Origin of the sequence: Leeuwenhoekiella sp. CH_XMU1409-2 (genome assembly GCF_037029365.1) — a bacterium.
Taxonomy (GTDB): domain Bacteria; phylum Bacteroidota; class Bacteroidia; order Flavobacteriales; family Flavobacteriaceae; genus Leeuwenhoekiella; species Leeuwenhoekiella blandensis.
In genome coordinates this window covers 227,901-252,242 of record NZ_JAYMEI010000006.1, presented here as the reverse complement: position 1 = coordinate 252,242, position 24,342 = coordinate 227,901, and the positions used below count along the sequence as shown (strand labels likewise).

The following is a 24,342-nucleotide window of genomic DNA, read 5'->3' as shown; positions in this document are numbered from 1 at the left end:
CCCTCCTAGCTTTGTCTCAAATCTAAATATAAAAATTATGAAAAAGTTATTTTTAATAGCCAGTTTTATTGTTTTAGGAACCACTGCAACTCAAGCCCAGGATTATTGGAATTTTGGTATCAAGGGTGGTGCTAACTTTGCAACTATTGCAAATGAAGATGGAGAAAATCCTGACGGAAGAACAAGTTTTAATGTAGGTGCAATGGTCGAAATCCCGGTTTCTGATAAATTCTCTATTCAGCCAGAGGTCTTGTATTCTGCACAGGGAGCCACTCTAGCATCTTTTGATGAAGACAACACGTTTGATGTTGATGATAATGTAGAATATCAATTAGATTACATACAAGTACCAGTACTTGCGAAGATCTATTTAGTTGAAGGATTGAGTGTACAAGTAGGTCCGTCTTTTAATTTCTTAGCTAATGAAGAAATCGACTTTGATCCAACAAGCGATAGCGGAGATATTGATATCGAAGACGGAGCAAATGGATTCGAATTTGGTGGCGCAGTAGGTCTAGAATATAAGTTCGCTAACGGATTCTTGATTCAAGGACGTTATACAAGAGGATTCTCTGAAATTTACGATAACGCAGATGGAAGAAACTCTGTAGTACAAGCAGGAATTGGTTTTATGTTTTAAACAACCTAACCGCAAACGAATACAGAAAAGCATCTTTTTAAGGTGCTTTTTTTATGGGTGCCGTCTAAGGGTTTTACGCGCTCCCCAAGTAATAAACGTGATACCTCAAAATTGAAAATTCGTTTCCAAGCAATGCTTCATGGACTTGCCCTAAAGTTGTTTACTTTATCTTCTTTAGAATTATTCCCATTTAATTTTTCACGATTGGAGCATTAACACTATTTAAGAAAATATAAAAAAGTTACCTCTAATACAATAAAATTAAAGTGGTTCTCTTTCAACTTTATACGAATGGATTTTAGGATGATTCCAAACTGAGTTTTTACTAAAAATCAGAAAATCAAGAAGTTTCGTAAAGGCGAGTTGTTGGCAATATTTTAGAGAAAGCTTAGAGAATCATTAATACTTGTGAAGCCTTGCAGCATCTAGCTTTGTTCAAAATTTAAACAACAAATTATTCTTATGAAAAAGCTATTTTTAATTGCGAGTTTTATGGTTTTGGGTGGTGCAGCTGCTCAAGCTCAGGATGCGTTTCACTTCGGCGCAAAAGGTGGTGTAAACTTTGCTAATCTTGCCGGAGACGATGCTGCCGATCAGGAAAGCAGAACGAGTTTTTATGCAGGTCTTGTTGCTGAGTTACCGGTTTCAGAAATGTTCTCTATACAACCAGAGGTGATTTATTCAGCACAAGGTTCTACCATTGCAGCTATTGACGAAGACAACACCTTTGACGTTGACGATAATATCGAGTATCAATTAGATTACATTCAGGTGCCGTTATTGGCAAAAATTTATCTTGCTGATGGTTTGAGCATTCAGGCAGGTCCCTCGTTTAACTTCTTGGTAAGTGAAGAGATCGATTTTCAACCTACTTCTTCTTCCGGAGATATTGATATCGAGGATGGTGCAAACGACTTTGAGTTTGGTACTGCTGCCGGTTTAGAATATCAGTTTGATAACGGGTTATTCATTCAAGGGCGTTATACCAGAGGGTTCACCAAAGTTTACGACAATGTAAGTGCTTACAACTATGCGATTCAGGCAGGTGTAGGTTTTGTATTCTAAAACAAACTAAACGACCAACCAAAAAGTATAGCCTCGCATGTGCGGGGCTTTTTTTATAGGCGATTTTTAAATTACCTTTACGCAACAATCAAATGAAAATGGCTCAAGAACTCAAAATACTTGTTATCAATGGTCCTAACCTTAACCTGTTAGGCAAACGCGAACCTGATGTTTATGGAAATCAATCTTTTGAAGATTATTTCTCAAAGCTTCAGTTTCAATTTAAGGAGACTGAGCTTTCTTATTTTCAGTCTAATAGCGAAGGAGATCTGATCACCAAAATTCAAGACGCCGATGGTGTTTTTGATGGTATTGTGCTTAATGCTGCCGCATACACGCATACTTCAGTAGGAATTGGTGATGCTATCGCTGCGGTTTCTGTGCCGGTGATCGAGGTGCATATTTCAAATACATTTGCACGCGAAGCCTTCCGTCATCAATCCTATATTTCTAAACACGCTAAAGGAATCATCGTAGGTTTTGGTTTGCAGAGCTACGAATTGGCGATCAAATCTTTTCTATAAGTATTTTGCAAAAGGCCTATTTCAATTGGAGTAGTGGTAAGGATTCTGCTTTGGCTTTGTACACCATTTTAGCCGAAAAAGAATTTGAGATCACCAAACTCGTCACGACTATAAATACGGATGTTGACCGGGTTTCTATGCACGGTTTGCGCGAAGAATTATTAAACCGTCAAGCGGAAGCACTTGGTTTTCCATTAGAAAAAATTTTACTTCACGGCACCATCTCAATGACCGAATATTCTGAAATCTTGGGTGCAGCAGCCCGAAAGGCAGTTGATGAAGGAAACACACACAGTATTTTTGGGGATATCTTTTTAGAAGATTTAAAAGCGTATCGTGATGAGCAGTTGGCTCAAGTCGGACTCAAAGGAGTTTATCCGCTTTGGAAAAAGGATACCAAACAATTAATTACTCAATTTATCGATCTGGGTTTCAAGGCGATTACTGTTTGCGTTAATGGAAATTATCTCGATCAATCTTTTACCGGAAGAATTATAGATCATCAGTTTATAGCCGATTTACCTCCGGATGTTGACCCTTGTGGAGAGAATGGCGAATTCCACACCTTTGTTTTTGACGGACCTTTTTTTTCTAAGCCTGTAACTTTTGAAGTAGGGGAAATCGTGGAGCGCTCGTACCAACCCAAAGCTGATCAAGAAGACAATTGTTTTTCTGAAGATGAAAAACCTTGGGATACCCAATTCTATTTTTGTGATTTGATACCTGTTTAGTGTTATGATTGCATTAGGGTAGAGAATTAATATCCAAAAACAAAAAACCCCTGAAATTGAATTCAATTTCAGGGGTTTTAATTTTGTCTAAAGTCTCTTATAAATGAATTACTTCATCATAAGCTGCAGCAACAGCTTCCATCACCGCTTCACTCATCGTTGGGTGTGGGTGAACTGCTTTAAGCACTTCGTGACCAGTTGTTTCAAGCTTACGCCCTAAAACAGCTTCAGCGATCATATCGGTAACGCCGGCACCAATCATATGGCAACCTAACCACTCACCGTATTTCGCATCAAAAATAACTTTTACAAAACCATCTTTATTTCCGGCAGCACTTGCTTTACCAGAAGCTGAGAATGGGAATTTTCCGATTTTTAGTTCGTACCCTGCTTCCTTAGCTTGCTTTTCAGTCATTCCTACTGAAGCGATCTCAGGAGAAGCATACGTACATCCCGGAATATTGCCGTAGTCTAATTTCTCTACGTGCATTCCCGCAAGTTTTTCAACACAAATAATTCCTTCCGCAGAAGCAACGTGGGCCAATGCAGGACCAGGAGTTACATCACCAATCGCATAATAACCCGGCATATTGGTTTGGTACCAGTCATTTACAATCACTTTATCTTTATCGGTAATGATGCCTACATCTTCAAGACCAATGCCTTCGATGTTGGTTTTAATACCAACTGCAGAAAGGACAACATCAGCTTCAAGTTTTTCTTCGCCTTTTTTAGTTTTTACAGTAGCAACAACACCGTCTCCGGAGGTGTCTACAGACTCTACTGAAGAACCGGTCATAATATTGATACCGGCTTTTTTCAAGCTACGTTCAAATTGCTTAGAAACTTCTTCGTCCTCTACAGGAACGATGTTTGGCATATATTCTACGATGGTAACTTCGGTTCCCATAGCGTTATAAAAACTACCAAATTCACACCCTATCGCACCAGATCCTACAACAATCATTTTCTTAGGTTGCTCCTTCAACGTCATCGCCTCACGATAACCAATGATTTTCTTACCATCTTGCGGTAAGCTAGGCAGTTCGCGTGAACGCGCACCGGTCGCGATGATGATGTTGTCTGCGCTATATTCGGTACCATCAACGTCAACCTTTTTACCTGGTTTTAGTTTTCCAAAACCTTCAATAACGTCAATTTTATTTTTCTTCATCAAGAATTGAACACCTTTGCTCATTCCTTCTGCAACACCACGGCTACGCTTTACAACTGCATCAAAGTCTTTATCTGCACCTTCTACTTTAAGACCGTAGTCTTCGGCATGCTTAAGGTATTCAAAAACTTGTGCACTTTTAAGAAGCGCTTTGGTAGGGATACAACCCCAATTCAAACAAACGCCCCCAAGGCTTTCTTTTTCTACAATAGCGGTTTTAAAACCTAATTGTGAAGCACGAATAGCTGTAACATAACCACCGGGTCCACTTCCTAAGACAATAATATCGTATTTACTCATAGTTTTCAGTGAAATTTGAGGCACGAATTTACGCATTAAAAGTCTAAAAAACGAACCAACTTAGACTTAGGATTTTCTTTCAAAAGCTTACTGAAGACGTTGCTTAATTTCTTGCTGTAGTTGTGGAATCACATCGCTTTCAAACCATTTGTTTTTATTCATCCAGAAATGATTTACCGGCGAGGGATGCGGAAGCACAAAATACTTGGGAAGATAGGCCTCAAAATTCTGAATACGTTGGGTTAGGGTAAGCTTGTCTTGCAGATAATAGCTCTGCGCGTGGTTGCCAATTAAAATGTATAACGGATCTTCTTCAAAATGCTCGATCACTTTTTGATGCCAAAGCGGAGCACATTCTGGTCGGGGAGGAAGATCTCCGGTTTTGCCTTTCCCCGGGAAGCAAAAGCCTAAAGGTAACACAGCAAAATTATCGGGGTTGTAGAAGGTATCTTCGTTTACACCTAACCACGCCCGTAGTCTGCGGCCACTGGGGTCATCCCAAGCAATTGATTTTTCATGTGCGATTTTCCCGGGTGCCTGGCTGGCTAGCACAATTTTGCTTTTTGGCGATGCCGAAATAATAGGGTTAGCGCCTAAAGGCAAAAAAGGCTTACAAACGGAACAGTGTCTTATTTCCGTGAGTAAGCCTTTCATAAGTTTTATTCTTAGTGCTTATCTATTGAAGCGTTTGAATATCAGTTTCACTTAATTCTAATGCGCTCATTACTTCATAATAGTTAGAGAAGTCTCCATTAAATTCTGCTACAAGATCAGAAGGGACTACCACAATTCTAAAAATTTGATCTTGAGTAAATTCAGCACCGGCAAGTGAAATATCATCACTTTCTAAAATAATATCTACATCACCTAGAGTATAGTTAAAGCGATACTGTAAAAACCCACCATCATCGAAAAATATGGTCGCTGTAGGCAATGGTTCCCAAACATCTAAACCATCAACCACATCCTCTAAACGATAAACCAAGACGGCATCACCGTTCACAATATTACTAGGAAATGTAAATCGGTAAAAGTCGTTGTCTACAGAGAAATCTACTGCTGGAGTCTCATAAGTGCTTCCAACTAGTGCAGTTCCGTCAATTCCCGGAGGTCCTTGTGGCCCCGGGTCTCCTTCACAGGCTGTAAATCCTAAAGCTACTATACTAAGTATTGTAAATAATTTTTTCATCGTTTTTTGTTTTAATGTTTATTGCTAAAAATAAATCAAGAGTCATTCCGAAACTTTTAAAACTATGCTAAAGCTCTTATTTTAATAAAACATTAACGCAGTTTCTATTTAGCCTTCTTCCTGATTTTTTGATTACTCTTTTTCGTAATCTATTGAAGCTGAGTTTACACAGTAGCGTTGACCGGTTTCTGTTGGGCCATCGTCAAAAACGTGACCTAGGTGGCTGCCGCAATTAGCGCAGAGAATTTCGGTGCGTATCATTCCGAAGGTGGTATCGCGGATATATTCTACAGCTCCGGGTATCGATTCATCAAAACTGGGCCAGCCGCATCCACTTTCAAATTTACTGTTGGCTTCAAAAAGCTTTGCATCACAAGCGCCACAGTGATAGGTACCGTCTTTTTCAAAATGCAAATTGTATTTGCCGGTATGCGGGCGCTCAGTGCCCTTACCGCGTAAAATATGGTAACGTTCAGGACCGAGTTCTTCTTTCCATTGCACTTCGGTTTTTTGTATTGGGTATTCTTTCATAATTAAAATTCTAATTTCTCATTTCCGCGCAGGCGGAAATCATTTTATCCGCACTTCGATTCACTCAGTACAAGCTTCGGCGGAAATCTTTTAATAATTAGGTTACAAGTGTTTCTCCCGTTGGTGGCTCCCGCCTTTATTTTTTGGGAACGAAATTTAAAGCGACCCCATTGATGCAATGGCGCTTTCCGGTGGGTTTTGGTCCGTCGTTAAAAACGTGTCCTAAATGGCCTCCACAGCTGGCACAATGCTCTTCGGTGCGGGTGTAGCCTAGTTTGTTGTCGGAAGAAAAAGCAACATTGCCTTCAATGTAGTCGTAAAAAGAAGGCCAGCCGGTACCGCTGTCAAATTTGGTTGAACTTTTAAAAACCGGATTTTGACAGGCCGCGCATACATAAGTTCCTTCTTCTTTGATGTTGAGTAATTCACTGCTAAATGCGCGTTCAGTTCCCTCTTTACGCAAAACCTGATATTCTGCATCGGTCAATTCCGCTTTCCATTCTGCTTCGGTTTTTGATACCGGAAATTGTTCCTGTTTATCATTTTGAGCGGTGCCCTTGCAAGCGTTTAGGCTAATCAATAGCCCGAGTATAAATAACTTTTTCATAATACATTTTTTATAAAATTACGTATTGCAGCAAGTACTGGTTTACTGTAGTCGTGTTTTTAACAAAAGACTAACGTGTGTATATTCTGTTAAGCCTTTGTCAAATTCTTATTTGGGCTGTGGTTCTAATTAATTATTGCTATTTTTAAGGGTAATCAATTGAAAGTAAACTACCTCAGGGTAAGTCCATGCTTGGAAACGAATTTTGAATTTCTAAGCAAGCCTGTCTGACGACAAAGGCAGGCTTCGGAGAATTAAACCCTTTGGCGGTGCCAATAAAAAACTAACACCCTTGACTAGAGAACGTATTGTTATAGAGAATGTAGAACCCCAGCTTCAAGGCGGGGATTTTTTTATCAAAAGAGTTGTAGGCGAACTCATACACGTAACTGCAGATGTTTTAGGGGATGGCCATGATGTGATCGATGCAGAAATTTGCTTTAAAAGCGAGCATGATAAAATTTGGAAAACAGAGCGGTTAGAGCATCAAGGCAATGATCGCTACGCGGCGACTTTTGTTGTTGAGCAGCAGGGTTTTTATGAGTATAAAGTGCGTGGGTGGGTAGATCACGCATTGAACTGGCAACACGGTACAGAGGCCAAATTAAAGGACGGCCAATATATTAAAAGTGAGCTGCTGGACGGCGTTCAATATCTTGATGCGGTAGTAAAAAAGTTGGATGAAGACGGAAAGCACTATGTAAAAATGTTGAAGGAAGTGTTTCAGGATGAAAATCGTTATGACGAGGCCTGTAGTTATGCCGTTTCTCACGATTTACACCGCATATTCAAAGATCATCCGGAACGTAAATTTGCGCACGAAAGCAAAACGCTTCAGGTATATGTAGACCGGGAAAAAGCGCGTTTTAGTACTTGGTATGAGTTTTTCCCAAGATCGGCTAGTAAGCAGCCCGGGCAACACGGTACATTTAAAGATTGTGAGCGTTTGTTGCCGCGTGTAGCAAATATGGGATTTGATACGTTATACTTTCCACCCATTCATCCCATTGGAGAAGTAAACCGAAAAGGAAAAAATAATGCAACCAACGCCGAAGAAGGCGACAGCGGTGTGCCTTGGGGTATTGGTTCACGTTTTGGCGGACATAAAAGCATTCACCCGGAATTAGGCTCTGAAGAAGATTTTAAAAACCTTATCAAACACGCCGAAAGTTTGGGGATAGAAGTTGCGATGGATTTGGCATTTCAGGCAGCTCCAGATCACCCGTATTTAAAGGAGCATCCGGAGTGGTTTAGAAAACGACCGGATGGTACGATGCAATACGCTGAGAATCCACCAAAGAAGTATCAGGATATTGTCAATTTTTATTGGGAATCTGAAGATTACAAAAACCTCTGGAAAGAACTGCTTAGCGTGGCTTTTCATTGGATCGATTTTGGGGTTAAGGTTTTTAGAGTTGATAATCCACATACCAAACCGTATTACTTCTGGAATTGGTTTATCGCAGAAATCAAGAAAAAACATCCTGATGTGTTGTTCCTGGCTGAAGCCTTTTCCCGACCTAAGGTGATGCAGCAACTGGCAAAACAAGGCTATTCTCAGTCGTACACCTACTTCACGTGGCGTACTAGCAAACACGAGTTGGTAGAATATATGACCGAGCTTACCCAAAGCAAAATGCGAGAATACTTTAGACCTAATTTCTGGCCCAATACACCAGATATTAATCCGTATCATTTACAAGGAGCCAATGAAGCACAACATATTATTCGTTATGCTCTGGCGGCAACCTTGAGTTCAAATATTGGCTTGTATGGCCCGGTTTACGAATTTATGGTGACCGAAGGTGTACCTGGGAAAGAAGAGTATATGAATTCTGAAAAGTACCAGATCTCCCATTGGGATTGGAATCACGAGAACAAACTCACCCGTCTCATTACCAAAATGAATTGGATACGTAAGCAACAGCCTGCGTTGCAACAAACCAACAATATTCAGTTTTGTGAGTTGCATCACGACGGACTTATGGCGTATTACAAGTGGGATCAAGATAAAAATAACGAATTGCTTATCGTAGTAAGTCTTGATCCGTATTATAAACAAGCGGGTAATGTGAGACTGCCTTATGAGAAAATGAATATTGTTCCGGGGTCTCAAGTAGTTGTAAAAGATCTTATCACAGACAGCACGTATACCTGGAATCAAGAATGGAATTATGTCGAGTTGCATCCGGCTTTACCGGTGCATATTTTCCAGATATATAAATAGACAAGAAACGCAAAACTTCAAAACAATCAACCATGAACCAGGAGCAGGAAATAGACGGCCGCATCGTTTTTAAATACGAGACCGACTGGAAAGCGCTATTAGAATCAGAACGCTTTAAGAAAGAACTTTGCGATGATATTCTTGAACCTTATATCCTTAACCAGCGTTGGTACGGCGGTAAAGCCAGTGCACTCAAATACATTGAAGTCATCGACAGCTTCCCGATAGAAGATGGCGTCGACACGTTTTACGGGATCGTTTTGGAGGTGAATTTTAGAGAAGCTTTTGTGCATAATTATTTCTTGCCCATCGCTTTTGTAACCGATCAAAAAGTGGTTGGCGATAAGTTTATCGCGCACTTAAAACTGAACGGAACATCGGGTTTTCTTGTTGATGCCTTGCTCTTGGAGTCTTTTAGAAAACAGATTTTTGAAAAGATTCTTGAGGGCGAAAAGTACCGTTACAAAGAAGTCGCTTATCGTAGAGGACGCTCCAACCAATCTCAAGGCTATAAAAGTAGCCGCTTGATGGGCGTAGAGCAGAGTAATACTTCGATCATCTACAATGATAAGTATATGCTGAAAATCTTCAGAAGGGTGTATGTGGATGAAAATCCTGATTACGAAATAAGCAAGTACCTGACTGCTAAAGCTATTTTCAATAATACACCAAAATACTTAGGAAGCATCACCTTGAAGTTTAGCGATAAAAATGTGATCACCTTGGGCTTGATGCAGGAGTTGGTACCCAACGAAGGCGATGCCTGGGAATATTTTATGCACAACCTCAAATTGATCTTTGAAGAACTTTCGCGGCAGCAACCTAAATTAGAAACGCTACGGGCTACCAAATATCTGGAGCAAATCTCAATTACAGATGTGCCTGCTTCGATCTTGGCCTGGTGCCCTATCGAGTTTTTTGAAGATGTTTCGCAGTTAGCATTGCGCACGGCACAGATGCATATCGCATTGGGTCAGGAGCGCATCAATACAGCGTTTACTCCGCAAGCATTCAGCAACGACTATTCTGTATGGCTAAAAAACCGATTGATCTATCAATTTGAAAATAGAATCAATCTTGTCGAAAATAATTTGCATAAGCTTGAAGGCCTTCAGCTTGAATTGGCCAACGAGTTGTTAAGCAAGAAAAAGATCATCCGGAAACAACTGCTCGATTTTGACGAAACAATGCTCAAAAGTGAGCGCTTACGCATTCACGGCGATTATCACCTTGGGCAAGTTCTGGTTCAGGATAGAGATTTTTATATCATCGATTTTGAAGGAGAGCCGGAGAGTACCATTCGTGATCGTAAGGTAAAACAACCGCCGATTAAAGATATAGCCGGGATGTTTAGATCATTCAACTATGCGATCTATGCAACTGTTTTTAATAATTATGAGTCTTACGATTTTGAGCTAGAGGAGCTTTTTGAAGTAGCAGACGTACTTTACAGCCACATCATTGGCGTGTTTCTCAAAACCTATATCAATGAAGTACAAACCGCTAATTTAAATATTGGCTACATTAAAGAAATTGAATTTTTATTACAATATTGCTTACTAGAGAAAGCCGTATATGAATTGGGTTATGAACTCAATGCGCGTCCGCGATGGGCGATCATTCCATTAAAAGGCATCTCTAACATCCTTAACCAACAACATTATGAGTAACGTATACGTTCACAGCCTATTTTCAGAATTTGATATCGATCTTTTCAAATCAGGAAAACACTTCCGTCTTTATGAAAAGTTAGGTTCGCACCCAATGACTTTAGAAGGAGAGAAGGGCACTTACTTTGCCGTTTGGGCACCTAGTGCCAAATCGGTTTCTGTTGTAGGGGATTTTAATTACTGGTTAGAAGGCGATCACAAACTCAATGTGCGTTGGGATGGCAGTGGGATCTGGGAAGGTTTTATTCCTGGGGTGATGCCGGGCGCTATTTATAAGTATAAAATACAGTCAAGTCATAATGATGTAAAGACTGAAAAAGCCGATCCGTTTGCACGTCGTGCCGAGCACCCGCCTAAGACGGCTTCGGTTGTTTATGCCGCAGATTATAAATGGAAAGATAAAAAATGGATGACGAGTCGGGCTAAATATAACGCACTAGACACGCCATTTTCGGTATATGAGGTGCATTTAGGTTCTTGGCGTAAAACAGGGGAAGAGAACCGAAGCCTGAGTTATACAGAGCTTGCAGACGAACTCGTTGCTTATGTCAAGGAAATGGAATTTACCCATGTAGAGTTTATGCCGATAATGGAATATCCGTACGATCCGAGTTGGGGGTATCAATTGACCGGATATTTCGCACCAACCTCCCGTTTTGGCTATCCAGAAGAATTTATGCTGCTGGTAGATAAATTGCATCAAGCCGGCATAGGTGTGATCCTCGATTGGGTACCCTCACATTTTCCCGAAGATGCTCACGGCTTGGGTAATTTTGACGGGTCTCATTTATATGAGCATCCCGATCCTCGTAAAGGCTGGCATCCCGACTGGAAATCTTTGATTTTTAATTATGGTCGTAACGAAGTGCGCGCTTTTCTAATAAGCAATGCGCTTTTTTGGCTAGATCAATACCATATTGATGGTCTGCGCGTAGATGCGGTAGCCTCGATGCTTTATCTCGATTATTCTCGCGAAGACGGGGAATGGGAGCCTAATCAATTTGGTGGCCGAGAGAACCTCGATGCGATTGCGTTCCTTGAAGAACTGAATAAAACGGTTTATAAAAACTATCCTGATGTACAAACCATCGCAGAAGAATCTACCAGTTATACGGGTGTTTCTAAGCCAGTGTTTTTAGGTGGATTGGGTTTTGGTATGAAGTGGATGATGGGATGGATGCACGATACGCTTGAGTATTTTAAGAAGGAGCCGGTATATCGTAAATATCATCAGAACGATATCACCTTTAGTATGACCTATGCATTTTCTGAAAACTTTATGTTGCCGCTTTCTCATGATGAAGTTGTTTACGGGAAGCGTTCACTTTTTGATCGTATGCCCGGCCCGGAGTGGGAACGTTTTGCGAACCTTAGATTGATGTTTGGATATATGTTCACACATCCCGGGACCAAATTGATCTTTCAAGGTGGGGAATTTGCGCAAAGTGCCGAATGGAATTTTCAAGAAAGTTTAGATTGGCATTTACTACAATATGACTTTCATACGGGAATTCAGGAATGTGTAAAAGACTTGAATAAACTATATAAGTCGCAACCTGCATTGTATGAGCGTCAATTCCGTCCTGAAGGATTTGAATGGATCGAATGGTCTGATAGTGAAAACAGTGTATTGAGTTATCTAAGAAAGGGATATGAGGCTGAAAATAGCGTTTTGGTAATCTGCAATTTTACTCCGGTGCCACGAGAGAATTACAAAGTTGGCGTACCCAAAACGTTGACTAAAGCCGGAGCAAAGTTAAAAGAACTCTTCAATAGTAATGAAAAGAAATATGGCGGTAGTGGAGATTTCATTAGTAAAAAAGTGAAGGTTGAAGCAGAAGCGTGGAATGGTCGCGAGCACTCTATCACTTTAGATTTGGCACCACTCGCGGTTATGGTCTTCAGTCTTAAGTAAATTCTATTGGGTAAGCCTGTTTGCCGATCACGGCCGGCCAAAAGCCTTTGTTGGGAACCAACTTTTCGTATTAAATAAACCTTGGAGCCTTATGTTTTTTGACGGTTATAATAAAAGTAGCTTGGTGTTAACGTTGTAGTTGATATCTTTTGGTTTTGAGCCTTAGATTAACTCAGGAAACCTTTAATTTAGTAGGCCTAACATCCTTACACAGGCTATTATGATTATTAATACTGAGTTAGAACAAAAAGGAAATCAATTTCCAAACGAGATCAAGAGCGTACGGCAAGAAGTCGATACTTTATATTTTACCACCCAAAACAATGTAATTTTAGAACTTACCGTTTTACGCGATAGCGTGATACGGTTTAGGTACGGAACCCGAGGAATTCTCGAGGACGATTTTTCATATGCGATTGATCCTGAAAATCACGTAGGCTACAATCATTTAGAGCTTTCTGAAAACAAAAACTTTTATATTGTAACCACGGCTAAACTTATCATCAAGATTGAAAAAATAAGTTTACAATCTAAGATTTTAGACCGGGAAGGAAACTTGATCAATGAAGACGAAATAGGCTTTCATTATGAAGAGAGTTTTACCCTTGGCGGAAACATTGTTAAAATGAGTAAGCGCTCACATCCCGGTGAAGCGTTCTACGGGATGGGCGACAAGCCGGTGCATTTAAATTTACGTGGAAAGCGTGTGACCAATTGGGCTACAGATTCGTATGCCTTTGGTAAAGACACAGACCCTATCTACAAATCGGTTCCCTTCTATATCGGCTTAAAAGATAAACACGCCTATGGAATCTTTTTTGACAATACCTTCAAATCTAGCTTTGACTTTTGCCATGAGCGTCTCGATGTGACCAGTTTTTGGGCGCCGGGAGGAGAGATGAACTATTATTTTCTCTATGGTCCGGGAATGAGCGAAGTGGTGCAAAACTATACCCATCTTACCGGTAAACCGGAGCTTCCACCCTTATGGACATTAGGCTTTCAACAATGTAAATGGAGCTATTATCCGGAAAGCACAGTAAAGGGAATCGCGCAAAAATTTAGAGATCTAAAAATTCCATGTGATGGGATTTACCTGGATATCGATTATATGGACGGTTTTCGTTGTTTTACCTGGAATAAGGAATACTTTCCCGATCCAAAGCGTATGGTCAAAGAACTACTGGATGATGGTTTTAAAACCATTGTGATCATCGATCCGGGGATTAAAATTGATCCTGAATATTGGGTGTATAACGAAGCTTTAGAAAATGATTACTTCTGCAAGCGTGCAGATGGGCCAGATATGGTAGGAAAGGTATGGCCGGGCGAATGCGCTTTCCCAGATTATACCAATCCTGAAGTGCGTGAGTGGTGGGCAGACCTGTTTAAAGAATTGGTGCACGACATTGGTGTACGTGGGGTTTGGAATGATATGAACGAACCCGCCGTAATGGAAGTCCCCGGAAAAACGTTTCCTGACGATGTGCGTCACGATTATGATGGACATCCTTGCAGTCATCGCAAAGCACACAATATTTATGGGACACAAATGGCACGTGCGACCTATGAAGGTGTAAAACGCTATGTGTATCCTAAGCGTCCATTGGTGATCACCCGATCAGCATACAGTGGCGCGCAGCGCTATACATCGTCGTGGACCGGAGATAACGTAGCAACTTGGGAGCATCTTTGGATCGCCAATAACCAAGTGCAGCGTATGTGTCTCTCCGGAATGTCTTTTACAGGAACAGACATCGGCGGATTTGCAGAACAACCTACCGGCGAACTATTCGTTCGCTGGATTCAGTTGGGGGTTTTTCATCCCTTTTGCAGGGTACATTCTAGCGGGCATCACGGGGATCAGGAGCCTTGGTCTTTTGATGATGAGGTGACAAACATTACGCGCAAGTTTATAGAAATGCGCTATACGTTACTTCCATATTTATATACAGCTTTTCATGAGTATGCCACAGAAGGTATTCCTATGTTAAAACCGCTTGTATATTACGATCAAGACGATGTGCATACCCATTATCGTACCGATGAATTCATCTTCGGAAACCATATTTTAGTTTGTCCTATTTTAGAACCTAATTCTAAAGGACGTCGTATGTATCTGGCGCGTGGTCGCTGGTACGATTACTGGAATAATGAAGTCGTAGAAGGAGGGCGCGAACTTTGGGTAGATGCAGATTTTGACACCATTCCAATTTTTGTTAAAGAAGGAGCGATTATTCCGCGATATCCGGTGCAGCAATACGTTGGCGAGAAGAAAATTGAAGAGCTGAAGCTTGATGTTTATTATGCAGAAGATACCATTGAATCTCGTGTTTATGAAGATGCCCGCGATGGTTATGATTATAAAAAAGGGCGTTACAGCCTAAGAAACTTTAAGCTTACCGGTAAGGCTAAAGATTTAAGCATTCAGCAGTTTAAGACCGGGACTTTTGAAACGGAATATGAAGCTATTAAACTTAACTTAATTGGTCTGCCGTTTAGAATAAAGAAAATCACAGTCGATAATGTGGCATACGACTTGAATAATCTGGATAAGGAGGATAAAATTCTAAAACTTCCGAAGGATTTTTCAGTGGTGCATATGATAGGATAATTTTCACAACTTGTACTAAAGTTTAGCTAATTGTTAAAATACCGATGAGTAGAATTTGTATTTTCAACTCACTAACCTATAATAGATTAAAATGAAATCAAAACAAATACTTGTCGCATTAGGGACCCTATTTCTGGTTGTAAGTTGTAAAACCAGTCCGTTTACCGGAAAGAAAACCCTAAATGCCTATAGCAATGAAACCATTTTCCCGATGGCTTTTCAGCAATACAATCAATTTTTAGAAGAAAATACAGTTGTGAGAGGTACTGCCGAAGCTCAAATGGTGCAGCGTGTAGGTAACAATATAGCAAAAGCTGCAGAACGTTATATGACTGCATTGGGTTATCCTAATTATCTGGATGAATATCGTTGGGAATATAATTTGGTACAAGATGAGGCCGTAAATGCTTTTTGTATGCCAGGTGGTAAAATTGTAGTCTACACAGGAATTTTACCGGTGGCACAAAGTGAAACCGGTTTAGCAATGATCTTAGGGCACGAATTGGCGCACGCTTTAGCTAATCACGGGGCACAGCGTATGACAGCTCAGCAAGGTCAGGCGATCGTTGGAGCAGCAGGAGGGATCGCGTTAGGAGATTCTCGAGCAGGACAACTTTTTAATCAGTATTATGGTGTGGCTAGTACGGTAGGAGGTATTTTACCATTTAGCAGAAGTCACGAAAGTCAAGCTGATGAAATAGGTACCATTATCGCTGCTATTGCGGGATATGATCCTTATGAGGCGCCAAAACTTTGGGAACGTATGAAAGCGCAAGGGGGTTCTGCGCCAAGCGAATTATTGAGTACACACCCCTCACCAGATACCCGTATTCAGGCGTTACAGCAAATTGCACCACGTGCAGCAGCCGAAGCAAAGAAATTCGGGGTTACATCTTTTAAATAGCATAACGCAAAAATAAAAAGTAAAAGCCGCTTCATTGAAGCGGCTTTCTTATTTTAGACGCTTCAATAACAACCTTAGTTTATGGAAGCTTTACCTAAAGGAAGTAAAAAACTTTTGAACGCCTGGGCATTTTACGATTGGGCAAACTCGGTATACAGCCTGGTGATCGCCTCTGCTGTTTTTCCTATTTTTTATGGAGCGCTCACGCTTGTAAAAGATGAAGATGGTAAGATTTTAGACGATACGGTAAACTTTCTAGGCTACAATTTTAATAACGATACGCTCATTAGCTATGTGACTGCCGCGGCTTTTTTGGTCGTTTCTTTTTTGAGTCCGTTTTTGAGCGGGATCGCAGATTATGTAGGGAATAAGAAGACTTTTATGAAGTTTTTCTGCTATTTGGGCGCGCTTTCTTGTATAGGTCTTTTTTGGTTTAATATGGACTATCTCTGGTTCGGGCTGTTATGTTATTTTCTCGCCTTGATAGGATTTTGGGCTAGTTTGGTTTTTTACAATTCGTATTTACCAGATATCGCTTTCCCTGATCAACAAGATAAAATAAGTGCCAAAGGTTATTCTCTAGGATATATTGGCAGCGTGATTTTACTCATCGTTTGTCTAGCGATGATCTTGATGTATGAGACTTTTGGTTTTGAAGACGAAGGTTTGCCAACACGCTTATCTTTTGTACTTACCGGATTGTGGTGGATTGGTTTTAGTCAGTACACCTACTATTATTTGCCTAAGGGAAACAAGAAGGAAAAGTTGACCAAAAATGTACTATTCAACGGTTTTAAAGAACTTCGTAAAATATGGATAAAGCTGAAAGAAGATAAACCGATGCGTACTTACCTGAGTGCATTTTTTGTTTACAGTATGGCGGTTCAAACGATCATGCTTATCGCCACCTATTTTGGGATCGAAGAACTCGATTGGGGAACTACAGACAGTACCACCGGACTTATCGTAAGTATTTTATTGATTCAGTTGGTTGCGGTTCTTGGTGCTTGGCTTACTTCAAAAGCTTCGGCGAAGTTTGGTAATATTCAAACCTTGATCGTGATCAATTGCATCTGGATCGCGATTTGTATTTATGCCTATACGATCACCACTCCGTTTCAGTTTTATTTTACCGCGGCTTTTGTTGGTCTCGTGATGGGTGGGATTCAGTCGTTGTCGCGTTCTACCTATTCAAAATTGATTCCGGAAGGAGAGAAGGATACTGCTTCATATTTCAGCTTTTACGATGTTTCAGAAAAAATAGGAATTGTGATCGGGATGTCTACTTATGGATTTATCGCTGACAAATACAACATACGTAATGCGATTTTGTTCTTTATTGTATTCTTTATCGTAGGAGTAATTCTATTGTTTTTTGTTCCGCGGAAGCGTATTGTGGAACAGGCAGAATAAGAAAATGGCTACCCTTTTGAGACAGCCATTTTCCAGATTTGATTGATGAACATATGCTTAATTGCTCACACTTCCTGAGCCTACTACTTTAGAATCTACTTTATCAGGTTTTCCGGAATACACGATATCTCCAGAGCCTGCTACTGTAGCTTTTAATGTTCCTCCTTTACAGTATACACTGATATCTCCAGAGCCTGCAATGCTGGCCTCTACATCAATACTTTCTAGATTAGAAGCGTGTACGTCACCGCTTCCTGCGACTTTTAAACTTGATTTTTGAGTGCTTCCGCTAAGAGAAAGATCACCGCTTCCTGCAACAGCTGCGGTTATATCCTGAGCGTTAACTTCAAGAACCATATCGCCGCTACCAGAAACCGAACATTTAAAATCCTGAGCATTGATCACATCTTTTGTAGTAACATCTCCACTTCCTGCAAGACTCACCTTTTCAAGATCGGTAAAGGGAACGGTTATGATGATGTCTTTGTTACGGCTTGTTCTTAAGCTTACACCATCTTCAATATAGATTTTGAGTTTGTCTCCCTTGACTTCGGTGATGATATACTCCTGAAGGTTTTCTTCAGCTTCTACGGTGATTTTTCCTTCTGCTCCGGCGACAAGAATGACATCAAAAGAGCCTGCAACACCTACTTCGTCATAGTCGCTTACATTACGCGTATCGGTTACGGTATTACCATTTCCGCTTACTTTTTTACTGCCCCACCATTGTGCATTGACAGATGTTGAAAGCAACGCGATACTTAAGATTAAAACTAGTTTTTTCATTTTTTGATTGATTAGTGATTAATTGACTTTATAAAAACTTACACCTCCATATTCTGAGTTGATGCTTAAGTTGTTTTTTGCTGAAGAACTTCCGTAGTAGCCTTCGTAATACTTATCTGAAGATTCGATCTGGCGTTTTGTGATCTCAAAATCATCTTCCCCGTTGAGTCCGGCATAATCCAGCTTAATGATAAAGTTGAAGTTATAAGCAGCGTTGTAACCTACTTTGACTCCTGCATATTCTGTATTGATACGCACATTACCGGCATTTGCAGTGAGCTCATCAATACGTAGTGAACCATAATCCATACTTAAATCCAGGTTTCCATTTATTTTACCCAATTTGACACTTAGGTAATCTGAGTTTCCTTGTAGATTGTTTACTTCGTCGAGCGTTACCGCACCATAATCACAAGAATATTGCAGGTTTTTAATGCTTCCGAAGTTTGACTTGGTATAATCTGCGTTGAGCACAATATTTTCTCCTTTTTCTAATGTAAAGGCACTGTAGTCTGCGCGTATCTTTCCGCTTTTCATATAAGCGATATTGGAGTTGTTTGTGTAATCAAAACTCAATTGGTTGTTGTCTGCAAGCAATTCGCCCAGGTCCAGATGTCCATAATCGCAGGATATTTTAGCCTGTCCCTTGATCTTGTCGATTGAAATTCCGCCGTAATCATTGCTGAGATCAACTTTGTTGGTTACCGGCACTTTGATCTTGTAATTGATCTCCATATTTACATTATTCCCTCCAGAAGTCCAGCTGCTCCACCACGAGCTACTTGTACTTTCAATTTCTGTGCGTGCAGAAACCATATCTGTAGAAGCTTCAAATTCTACTTCGATCTGATTAAGTTTTTTGATCACTTTGTCTTCATCATTACCGTTGGTTTTGATATGAACCTCGATAACTACTTGGTTTTGATCCCAAGAAATGACATCAACATTGCCGTAGCTGTTATTGATTTTGAGCAAGGCGTTGGCATTCACATTATATTGCTTATTGATCTTCTTTTCTTTGGTATACCTGCCTTTGAAGCGGTCAGGATCGTTGCCATTTGCAAAAGTTACCGCGCTGGTAACTAGAAAAAGAAAGAGATATTTATAGTAATTGGTCTTCATATACGTCGTTTTTAATTTTTTTGATTGATTCAATTTCTTCTAAAACAGTATTCAATAGATCTATGCGTGCCTGAAAATTGGAAATCATCGCGTAGATCACCCGTTTGTCTTCACCACTGGTGGCGAGGTCTTCGGTAAGTTGTTTGTAATCCTTTTCTAGAATTTCAAGCTGAACAAGAGCATCTTCTACCAGTTTTTGAGTTTCTGGAGTTCGGGCCTCGTTAATGTTATACAATTCTTCTTCAATTGCTTTTGTGAAGAAATCCTGAGTCTTTGCCATTTCTGGGGAAACAGCTGCTAATTCTGCACCGTCTTTTGCCGGCTTTATGGTAGCGTATCCTGCAAAGACCACTAATAAAATTGCTGCAGCAGAAGCCAGAGGTTTCCACCAGTCTAGCTTTTTGACAGGCTTTTCTTCTGTTTGATTTTCTTTGAGTTTGTTTAAGAAGCGCAGCTCGTGACCATCGTCCGGTTGGGCAATGTCAAAACAGTCGCGCTGTTCTTCAAACCAGTTTTCTAGATTCGTTTTCATAATTATTCGGTGATTAACTCACTCAATTTTTTTCTTAAACTTTCTTTTGCGCGGGAAACCGTTGTCCTGCAATTGGCATAACTTATTCCCAGAATGTCACTCATTTCTTCATAATCGTAACCTTCGATCAGATTTAGTGTAAGCGCCATTCTATAGTTTTCTTTGAGATGATTCATCGTTTGTAAAACGCGTTGCACCTCGAGCTGGTTAGTGTCACATTCGGTAATGCCTTGATCTTCTTCCAGCTTGTAAAGCGTATCATCGAGATCGTCTTCTTTGAGTCGGGCACGTTTGTTATAACTGCTGATGCTGTTATTGACAACGATACGTTTTAACCAACTCCCAAAAGTCGCTTCGCCGCTGTACGATTCAAGCTTTGTAAAAGCACTTAAAAACGATTCTTGCATGACATCTTCGGCTTCGGCGCTATCTTTTACAATACGTAGCGAAGTATTGTACATAGCTTTGTAATACCTTTTATAAACCGTAAGCTGTGCTTGCTGATTTCCGTTTTTACATTGCTCTAAAAGCAGATCAATATGATGGTTAGTAGTATTCAATAGGTTAATGCTTCAGTATAAAGATACGTTGGGAAGTGGTTTGTTACAGTTTGAAGTAATTTTTTTCCACCTACTTTAAAAACTAAGGTGGCATAAGAATTGAATTATACACTATAAGAAAGATATAAAACAGCTTAAAAGCCCATCATTAAAGGGTTTAAATCAAATAAAAAAGATCACATTGTTTTCTATGTGAATGAATTTATGACAATGTGGCGTTAAAAAATATGGCAAGAACAAAATTTACAAATCTTGACAATCTGTCACTGCAGGACTTTGAAGGTGATGCTGAGTTAATTCCGCTAATGACTCCTGAAGATGAAGATGAGATTAACAGAGAAGAATTACCCGAAACCTTACCTATACTTCCTTTAAGAAATACCGTGTTATTTCCCGGTGTTGTGATTCCTATCACCGCGGGTCGCGATATGTCTATCGACTTGATCAACGAGGCGAATAAAGGTTCAAAAATTATAGGTGTTGTTTCTCAAAAGGATGGTGAGGTAGAAAATCCTTCGGCAGACGATATCAATACCACAGGTGTGGTGGCGCGTATTTTACGTGTTTTAAAAATGCCTGACGGAAATGTAACTGTAATCATTCAAGGGAAGAAGCGTTTCAATATTGCTGAAGTGATTACCGAAAAACCCTATTTGGTTGCCACGGTACGCGAGGTTTCAGAAACCAGACCAGAGAAGGATTCGGCAGAGTTTAAAGCGATCATTGATTCTATTAAAGAACAGGCGCTACAGATCATCAAGCAATCGCCCAACATTCCTAGTGAAGCCGGTTTTGCGATCAAAAATATCGAGAGCGAGTCGTTCCTGATCAATTTTGTGAGTTCTAATATGAACTTGACTGTTGAGGAAAAACAAGGTTTATTAGAGATCAATGATCTTCAAGAACGTGCTTTGCAGACGTTGCGCTACATGAATACCGAAATGCAAAAACTGGAGCTGAAAAATGATATTCAGAGCCGGGTGCATAACGATATGAGTCAGCAGCAACGTGAATATTTCTTGCATCAGCAAATGAAAACCATTCAAGAAGAATTGGGTGGTGTTTCTCAAGAAGATGAGATCGAAGAAATGCGTGAGCGTGCCAAAAAGAAGAAGTGGGATGAGAAGGTTGGCAAGCAATTCAAAAAGGAATTGGCTAAGATGCAACGTATGAATCCGCAGGTTGCAGAGTACAGCATTCAACGTAATTACCTGGATCTGTTTCTTGACCTTCCTTGGAATAAATTCAGTAAAGATAAATTCGATTTAAAGCGCGCTAAGAAAATTCTTGACCGCGATCATTACGGATTAGACGATGTTAAGAAGCGAATTATTGAATATCTCGCAGTATTAAAACTGCGTAACGATATGAAGTCTCCTATTTTATGTCTTTACGGACCTCCGGGAGTTGGTAAAACTTCTTTAGGAAAATCGGTTGCCGAAGCACTAGGACGCGAATATGTACGTATGAGTTTGGGCGGTCTGCGTGACGAAGCAGAAATCCGTGGACACCGTAAAACCTACATCGGAGCGATGCCGGGTAGAATTCTTCAGAATTTGAAAAAGGCAGGAACCAGCAATCCGGTATTTGTTTTAGATGAGATCGATAAGTTGAGCAACAGCAATCAGGAAGATCCTTCTTCGGCTTTGCTTGAAGTTTTAGATCCTGAGCAAAATGCAGAGTTTCACGATAATTTCTTAGAACTCGGGTTTGATCTTTCAAAAGTGATGTTTATCGCTACGGCAAACAATCTAGGAAGCATCCAACCGGCGTTGCGTGATCGTATGGAGATTATCAACGTTACCGGTTATACGATCGAAGAGAAAGTAGAAATTGGTAAGCGTCACTTACTTCCGAAGCAATTGAAAGAACACGGCGTTACTACAGATCAATTGAAGATCGCAAAGCCTCAGTTAGAAAAAATTGTGGAAGGCTACACGCGTGAATCTGGTGTGCGTGGTTTAGAAAAACAGATCGCAAAAATGGTGCGTTATGCAGCCAAAAATATTGCGATGGAAGAGGAGTACAAGGTGAAAGTTGATAACGAGACCGTAGTTGAAGTGCTAGGATCACCGAAATTAGAACGCAACAAATATGAAAATAATGATGTTGCCGGTGTTGTAACCGGATTGGCCTGGACGCAAGTAGGCGGTGATATCCTCTTTATAGAATCTATACTTTCTAAAGGAAAAGGAAACCTTAGCGTTACCGGTAACCTTGGTAAAGTGATGAAGGAGAGTGCGACTTTGGCAATGGAATATATTAAATCTAATGCCGAACGTCTTGAGCTTGATCCTACAGTATTCGAAAAGTACAATGTGCATATTCACGTACCTGAAGGGGCAACGCCAAAAGATGGGCCAAGTGCCGGGATCACGATGTTGACTTCATTGGTTTCTTTGTTTACCCAGCGTAAGGTGAAGAAAAGTATTGCGATGACCGGTGAGATCACATTGCGAGGTAAAGTGCTTCCGGTAGGCGGAATTAAAGAAAAGATTCTTGCAGCCAAACGCGCTCACATCAAAGAAATCATTATGTGTGCAGAAAATGAGCGTGATATTAAAGAGATCAATGAAGATTACTTGAAGGGTCTTACATTTCATTATGTAAATGATATGAGCGAAGTGCTTGATATTGCACTTACTAATCAAAAGGTAAAGCACGCAAAAGCACTTTAATAGATTTTAAACTATAAATTGAAACCCACTTCAAAAACGGAGTGGGTTTTTTAATGGGTAAGAAATAAAGTATACTTGTAAGCGTTTTGCGTTTAGGGTTTTTGGTGATTTGATATGGTAAAAAAGCTACTTTTAATTTTAGCCTTGTTTACAAGCTTCAATTTTTGGGCACAGTTGGGCGGTCGCGCTACCTATCAGTTTTTAAATTTAGTTTCTTCACCAAAACAAGCCGCTTTAGGCGGTAAATTACTCACCGATTATAGTTACGACCCCACGAGTGGATTGTTCAATCCGGCGACAATCAACCCAGAGATGCATAATCAACTTTCGCTGAATTATGTCAATTATCTGGCTGATGTAAATTATGGGAACGTAGGTTATGCTTATGAATACGATCGCCACAGTGGTGTTTTTCACGCGGGAGTAACCTATGTAAATTATGGAACTTTTGAAGGCTATGATGAGCGCGGTAATGCAACAGCAGACTTTAGTGGGGGAGAAGTGGCGTTTTCTGCAGGTTATGCTTTTAATATTCCGCGAACAGATTTTTTTGTCGGAGCCAATGTTAAATTGATTTCTTCAAAATTGGAGCAGTACACTTCGTTGGGTGGCGCATTAGATCTGGGATTTATCTATGTGAATGACGAACTGGAGCTGAATATCGCCGGAGTGGTGCGTAATATCGGGATGCAGTTTACGGCGTATGATGTGACGTATGAGCGATTACCGCTTGAAGTTGATCTGGGCATTTCTCAAAAGTTAAAACATGTTCCGCTACGGTGGCATTTTACCTTAGAAAATCTGCAGAATTGGAATTTAGCATTTGCTAATCCGGCGCGGGCAACTTCAGATTTAAATGGAACTACTACACCAGAAAATGTCAATTTCTTTGATGAAGCGCTCCGCCATATGATTTTTGCAGCAGAATTATTTCCCGATAAAGGTTTCAATATTCGTTTGGGATATAGTGTGCGCAGAGCGGAAGAATTACGCATTGTAGACCAGCGTAGTTTTGCAGGTCTAAGTGCCGGTTTCTCTGTGAAGTTTAATAAATTGCGCTTGAGTTACAGTTACGCGCGTTATAACAGTGCTGCAAGCTCGGGATTTTTTGGTTTAAATGTAGATTTAAACTGATGGTTCCAAAACCATTAACCTTCAAC

General features: G+C 40.3%; 21 protein-coding genes. 12 read left to right on the top strand and 9 right to left on the bottom strand.

Translation table 11 applies throughout. The features are described 5' to 3' along the window. The first annotated feature begins 37 nt into the window (after positions 1-37). From WA338_RS08935 to WA338_RS08920, 4 genes are all read left to right on the top strand, one after another. On the top strand, positions 38-640 hold the full coding sequence (locus tag WA338_RS08935) for a porin family protein (RefSeq protein ID WP_009779815.1): 603 nt from the start codon (positions 38-40) through the stop codon (positions 638-640). A 462-nt stretch (positions 641-1,102) separates the two neighbouring features. After that, entirely contained in the window at positions 1,103-1,705 is a 603-nt protein-coding gene (locus WA338_RS08930) for a porin family protein (RefSeq protein ID WP_009779816.1), read from the top strand. Positions 1,706-1,803: 98 nt separating this feature from the next. Beyond that, positions 1,804-2,229 (top strand): type II 3-dehydroquinate dehydratase, encoded by a 426-nt coding sequence (aroQ, locus tag WA338_RS08925; RefSeq protein WP_009779817.1) that lies wholly within the window; start codon positions 1,804-1,806, stop codon positions 2,227-2,229. Positions 2,230-2,234: 5 nt separating this feature from the next. After that, positions 2,235-2,960, top strand: a complete 726-nt coding sequence (locus WA338_RS08920) for a diphthine--ammonia ligase (protein ID WP_336093093.1) — start codon at positions 2,235-2,237, stop codon at positions 2,958-2,960. Positions 2,961-3,057: 97 nt separating this feature from the next. Here WA338_RS08920 and lpdA read toward each other — a convergent pair whose 3' ends face one another. The 5 genes from lpdA to msrB (WA338_RS08895) all read right to left on the bottom strand — a co-directional run bounded on the left by lpdA (position 3,058) and on the right by msrB (WA338_RS08895) (position 6,761). Beyond that, positions 3,058-4,434, bottom strand: coding sequence for a dihydrolipoyl dehydrogenase (gene lpdA / locus WA338_RS08915; RefSeq protein ID WP_336093092.1), 1,377 nt, complete (start codon positions 4,432-4,434; stop codon positions 3,058-3,060). 87 nt (positions 4,435-4,521) lie between these two features. Beyond that, positions 4,522-5,088 (bottom strand): uracil-DNA glycosylase family protein, encoded by a 567-nt coding sequence (locus tag WA338_RS08910; protein ID WP_336093090.1) that lies wholly within the window; start codon positions 5,086-5,088, stop codon positions 4,522-4,524. 22 nt (positions 5,089-5,110) lie between these two features. Continuing rightward, entirely contained in the window at positions 5,111-5,623 is a 513-nt protein-coding gene (locus tag WA338_RS08905; RefSeq protein WP_336093089.1) for a hypothetical protein, read from the bottom strand. A gap of 132 nt (positions 5,624-5,755) precedes the next feature. Then, a complete protein-coding gene (msrB, locus tag WA338_RS08900) occupies positions 5,756-6,154 on the bottom strand; it encodes a peptide-methionine (R)-S-oxide reductase MsrB (protein ID WP_336093088.1) in 399 nt (132 codons plus the stop codon). Positions 6,155-6,290: 136 nt separating this feature from the next. After that, entirely contained in the window at positions 6,291-6,761 is a 471-nt protein-coding gene (gene msrB, locus WA338_RS08895; protein ID WP_336093086.1) for a peptide-methionine (R)-S-oxide reductase MsrB, read from the bottom strand. Positions 6,762-7,053: 292 nt separating this feature from the next. Between msrB (WA338_RS08895) and WA338_RS08890 the strand changes: the two genes are divergently transcribed. The 6 genes from WA338_RS08890 to WA338_RS08865 all read left to right on the top strand — a co-directional run bounded on the left by WA338_RS08890 (position 7,054) and on the right by WA338_RS08865 (position 17,504). Continuing rightward, a complete protein-coding gene (locus WA338_RS08890; protein WP_272985018.1) occupies positions 7,054-8,988 on the top strand; it encodes an alpha-1,4-glucan--maltose-1-phosphate maltosyltransferase in 1,935 nt (644 codons plus the stop codon). 32 nt (positions 8,989-9,020) lie between these two features. Further along, positions 9,021-10,658, top strand: coding sequence for a maltokinase N-terminal cap-like domain-containing protein (locus WA338_RS08885; protein WP_272985017.1), 1,638 nt, complete (start codon positions 9,021-9,023; stop codon positions 10,656-10,658). Beyond that, positions 10,651-12,573, top strand: coding sequence for a 1,4-alpha-glucan branching protein GlgB (gene glgB / locus WA338_RS08880; protein WP_272985015.1), 1,923 nt, complete (start codon positions 10,651-10,653; stop codon positions 12,571-12,573). Before WA338_RS08885 ends, glgB begins: the two co-directional genes overlap by 8 nt. Positions 12,574-12,793: 220 nt before the next feature. Then, positions 12,794-15,187, top strand: coding sequence for a glycoside hydrolase family 31 protein (locus WA338_RS08875; protein ID WP_336093082.1), 2,394 nt, complete (start codon positions 12,794-12,796; stop codon positions 15,185-15,187). A gap of 91 nt (positions 15,188-15,278) precedes the next feature. Continuing rightward, positions 15,279-16,091, top strand: a complete 813-nt coding sequence (locus tag WA338_RS08870; RefSeq protein WP_336093081.1) for a M48 family metallopeptidase — start codon at positions 15,279-15,281, stop codon at positions 16,089-16,091. An 81-nt stretch (positions 16,092-16,172) separates the two neighbouring features. Further along, a complete protein-coding gene (locus WA338_RS08865; RefSeq protein WP_273016156.1) occupies positions 16,173-17,504 on the top strand; it encodes an MFS transporter in 1,332 nt (443 codons plus the stop codon). Positions 17,505-17,561: 57 nt separating this feature from the next. On the opposite strand, the gene WA338_RS08860 is transcribed toward WA338_RS08865, so the two are convergent. The 4 genes from WA338_RS08860 to WA338_RS08845 are packed head-to-tail and all read right to left on the bottom strand — an operon-like array spanning position 17,562 to position 20,504. Continuing rightward, positions 17,562-18,290: a head GIN domain-containing protein gene (locus WA338_RS08860; RefSeq protein ID WP_009779830.1), complete on the bottom strand. Its 729-nt coding sequence runs from the start codon at positions 18,288-18,290 to the stop codon at positions 17,562-17,564. Positions 18,291-18,308: 18 nt separating this feature from the next. Beyond that, positions 18,309-19,412, bottom strand: coding sequence for a hypothetical protein (locus tag WA338_RS08855; protein WP_273016160.1), 1,104 nt, complete (start codon positions 19,410-19,412; stop codon positions 18,309-18,311). Beyond that, entirely contained in the window at positions 19,393-19,944 is a 552-nt protein-coding gene (locus tag WA338_RS08850; RefSeq protein ID WP_272985007.1) for a hypothetical protein, read from the bottom strand. The genes WA338_RS08855 and WA338_RS08850 overlap by 20 nt, the downstream gene beginning before the upstream one ends. 2 nt (positions 19,945-19,946) lie before the next feature. Further along, positions 19,947-20,504, bottom strand: a complete 558-nt coding sequence (locus WA338_RS08845) for an RNA polymerase sigma factor (protein WP_009779833.1) — start codon at positions 20,502-20,504, stop codon at positions 19,947-19,949. Between the two features lie 227 nt (positions 20,505-20,731). Between WA338_RS08845 and lon the strand changes: the two genes are divergently transcribed. Together lon and porQ are read left to right on the top strand one after the other, a co-directional pair. Beyond that, complete coding sequence (gene lon, locus WA338_RS08840) at positions 20,732-23,182, top strand: endopeptidase La (RefSeq protein WP_336093077.1); 2,451 nt, start codon at positions 20,732-20,734, stop codon at positions 23,180-23,182. A gap of 114 nt (positions 23,183-23,296) precedes the next feature. Continuing rightward, positions 23,297-24,316, top strand: a complete 1,020-nt coding sequence (porQ, locus tag WA338_RS08835; protein ID WP_336093075.1) for a type IX secretion system protein PorQ — start codon at positions 23,297-23,299, stop codon at positions 24,314-24,316. Positions 24,317-24,342 lie beyond the last annotated feature (26 nt).

Bases quoted from the DNA above. Each gene is read 5' to 3' on its own strand.
- WA338_RS08855 (WP_273016160.1), bottom strand. From the start codon at position 19,412: ATGAAGACCAATTACTATAAATATCTCTTTCTTTTTCTAGTTACCAGC.
- WA338_RS08935 (WP_009779815.1), top strand. From the start codon at position 38: ATGAAAAAGTTATTTTTAATAGCCAGTTTTATTGTTTTAGGAACCACT.
- msrB (WP_336093086.1), bottom strand. From the start codon at position 6,761: ATGAAAAAGTTATTTATACTCGGGCTATTGATTAGCCTAAACGCTTGC.
- WA338_RS08885 (WP_272985017.1), top strand. From the start codon at position 9,021: ATGAACCAGGAGCAGGAAATAGACGGCCGCATCGTTTTTAAATACGAG.
- msrB (WP_336093088.1), bottom strand. From the start codon at position 6,154: ATGAAAGAATACCCAATACAAAAAACCGAAGTGCAATGGAAAGAAGAA.
- WA338_RS08910 (WP_336093090.1), bottom strand. From the start codon at position 5,088: ATGAAAGGCTTACTCACGGAAATAAGACACTGTTCCGTTTGTAAGCCT.
- WA338_RS08870 (WP_336093081.1), top strand. From the start codon at position 15,279: ATGAAATCAAAACAAATACTTGTCGCATTAGGGACCCTATTTCTGGTT.
- WA338_RS08850 (WP_272985007.1), bottom strand. From the start codon at position 19,944: ATGAAAACGAATCTAGAAAACTGGTTTGAAGAACAGCGCGACTGTTTT.
- WA338_RS08865 (WP_273016156.1), top strand. From the start codon at position 16,173: ATGGAAGCTTTACCTAAAGGAAGTAAAAAACTTTTGAACGCCTGGGCA.
- WA338_RS08875 (WP_336093082.1), top strand. From the start codon at position 12,794: ATGATTATTAATACTGAGTTAGAACAAAAAGGAAATCAATTTCCAAAC.
- lpdA (WP_336093092.1), bottom strand. From the start codon at position 4,434: ATGAGTAAATACGATATTATTGTCTTAGGAAGTGGACCCGGTGGTTAT.
- WA338_RS08905 (WP_336093089.1), bottom strand. From the start codon at position 5,623: ATGAAAAAATTATTTACAATACTTAGTATAGTAGCTTTAGGATTTACA.
- WA338_RS08860 (WP_009779830.1), bottom strand. From the start codon at position 18,290: ATGAAAAAACTAGTTTTAATCTTAAGTATCGCGTTGCTTTCAACATCT.
- lon (WP_336093077.1), top strand. From the start codon at position 20,732: ATGGCAAGAACAAAATTTACAAATCTTGACAATCTGTCACTGCAGGAC.
- aroQ (WP_009779817.1), top strand. From the start codon at position 1,804: ATGGCTCAAGAACTCAAAATACTTGTTATCAATGGTCCTAACCTTAAC.
- WA338_RS08930 (WP_009779816.1), top strand. From the start codon at position 1,103: ATGAAAAAGCTATTTTTAATTGCGAGTTTTATGGTTTTGGGTGGTGCA.
- porQ (WP_336093075.1), top strand. From the start codon at position 23,297: ATGGTAAAAAAGCTACTTTTAATTTTAGCCTTGTTTACAAGCTTCAAT.
- glgB (WP_272985015.1), top strand. From the start codon at position 10,651: ATGAGTAACGTATACGTTCACAGCCTATTTTCAGAATTTGATATCGAT.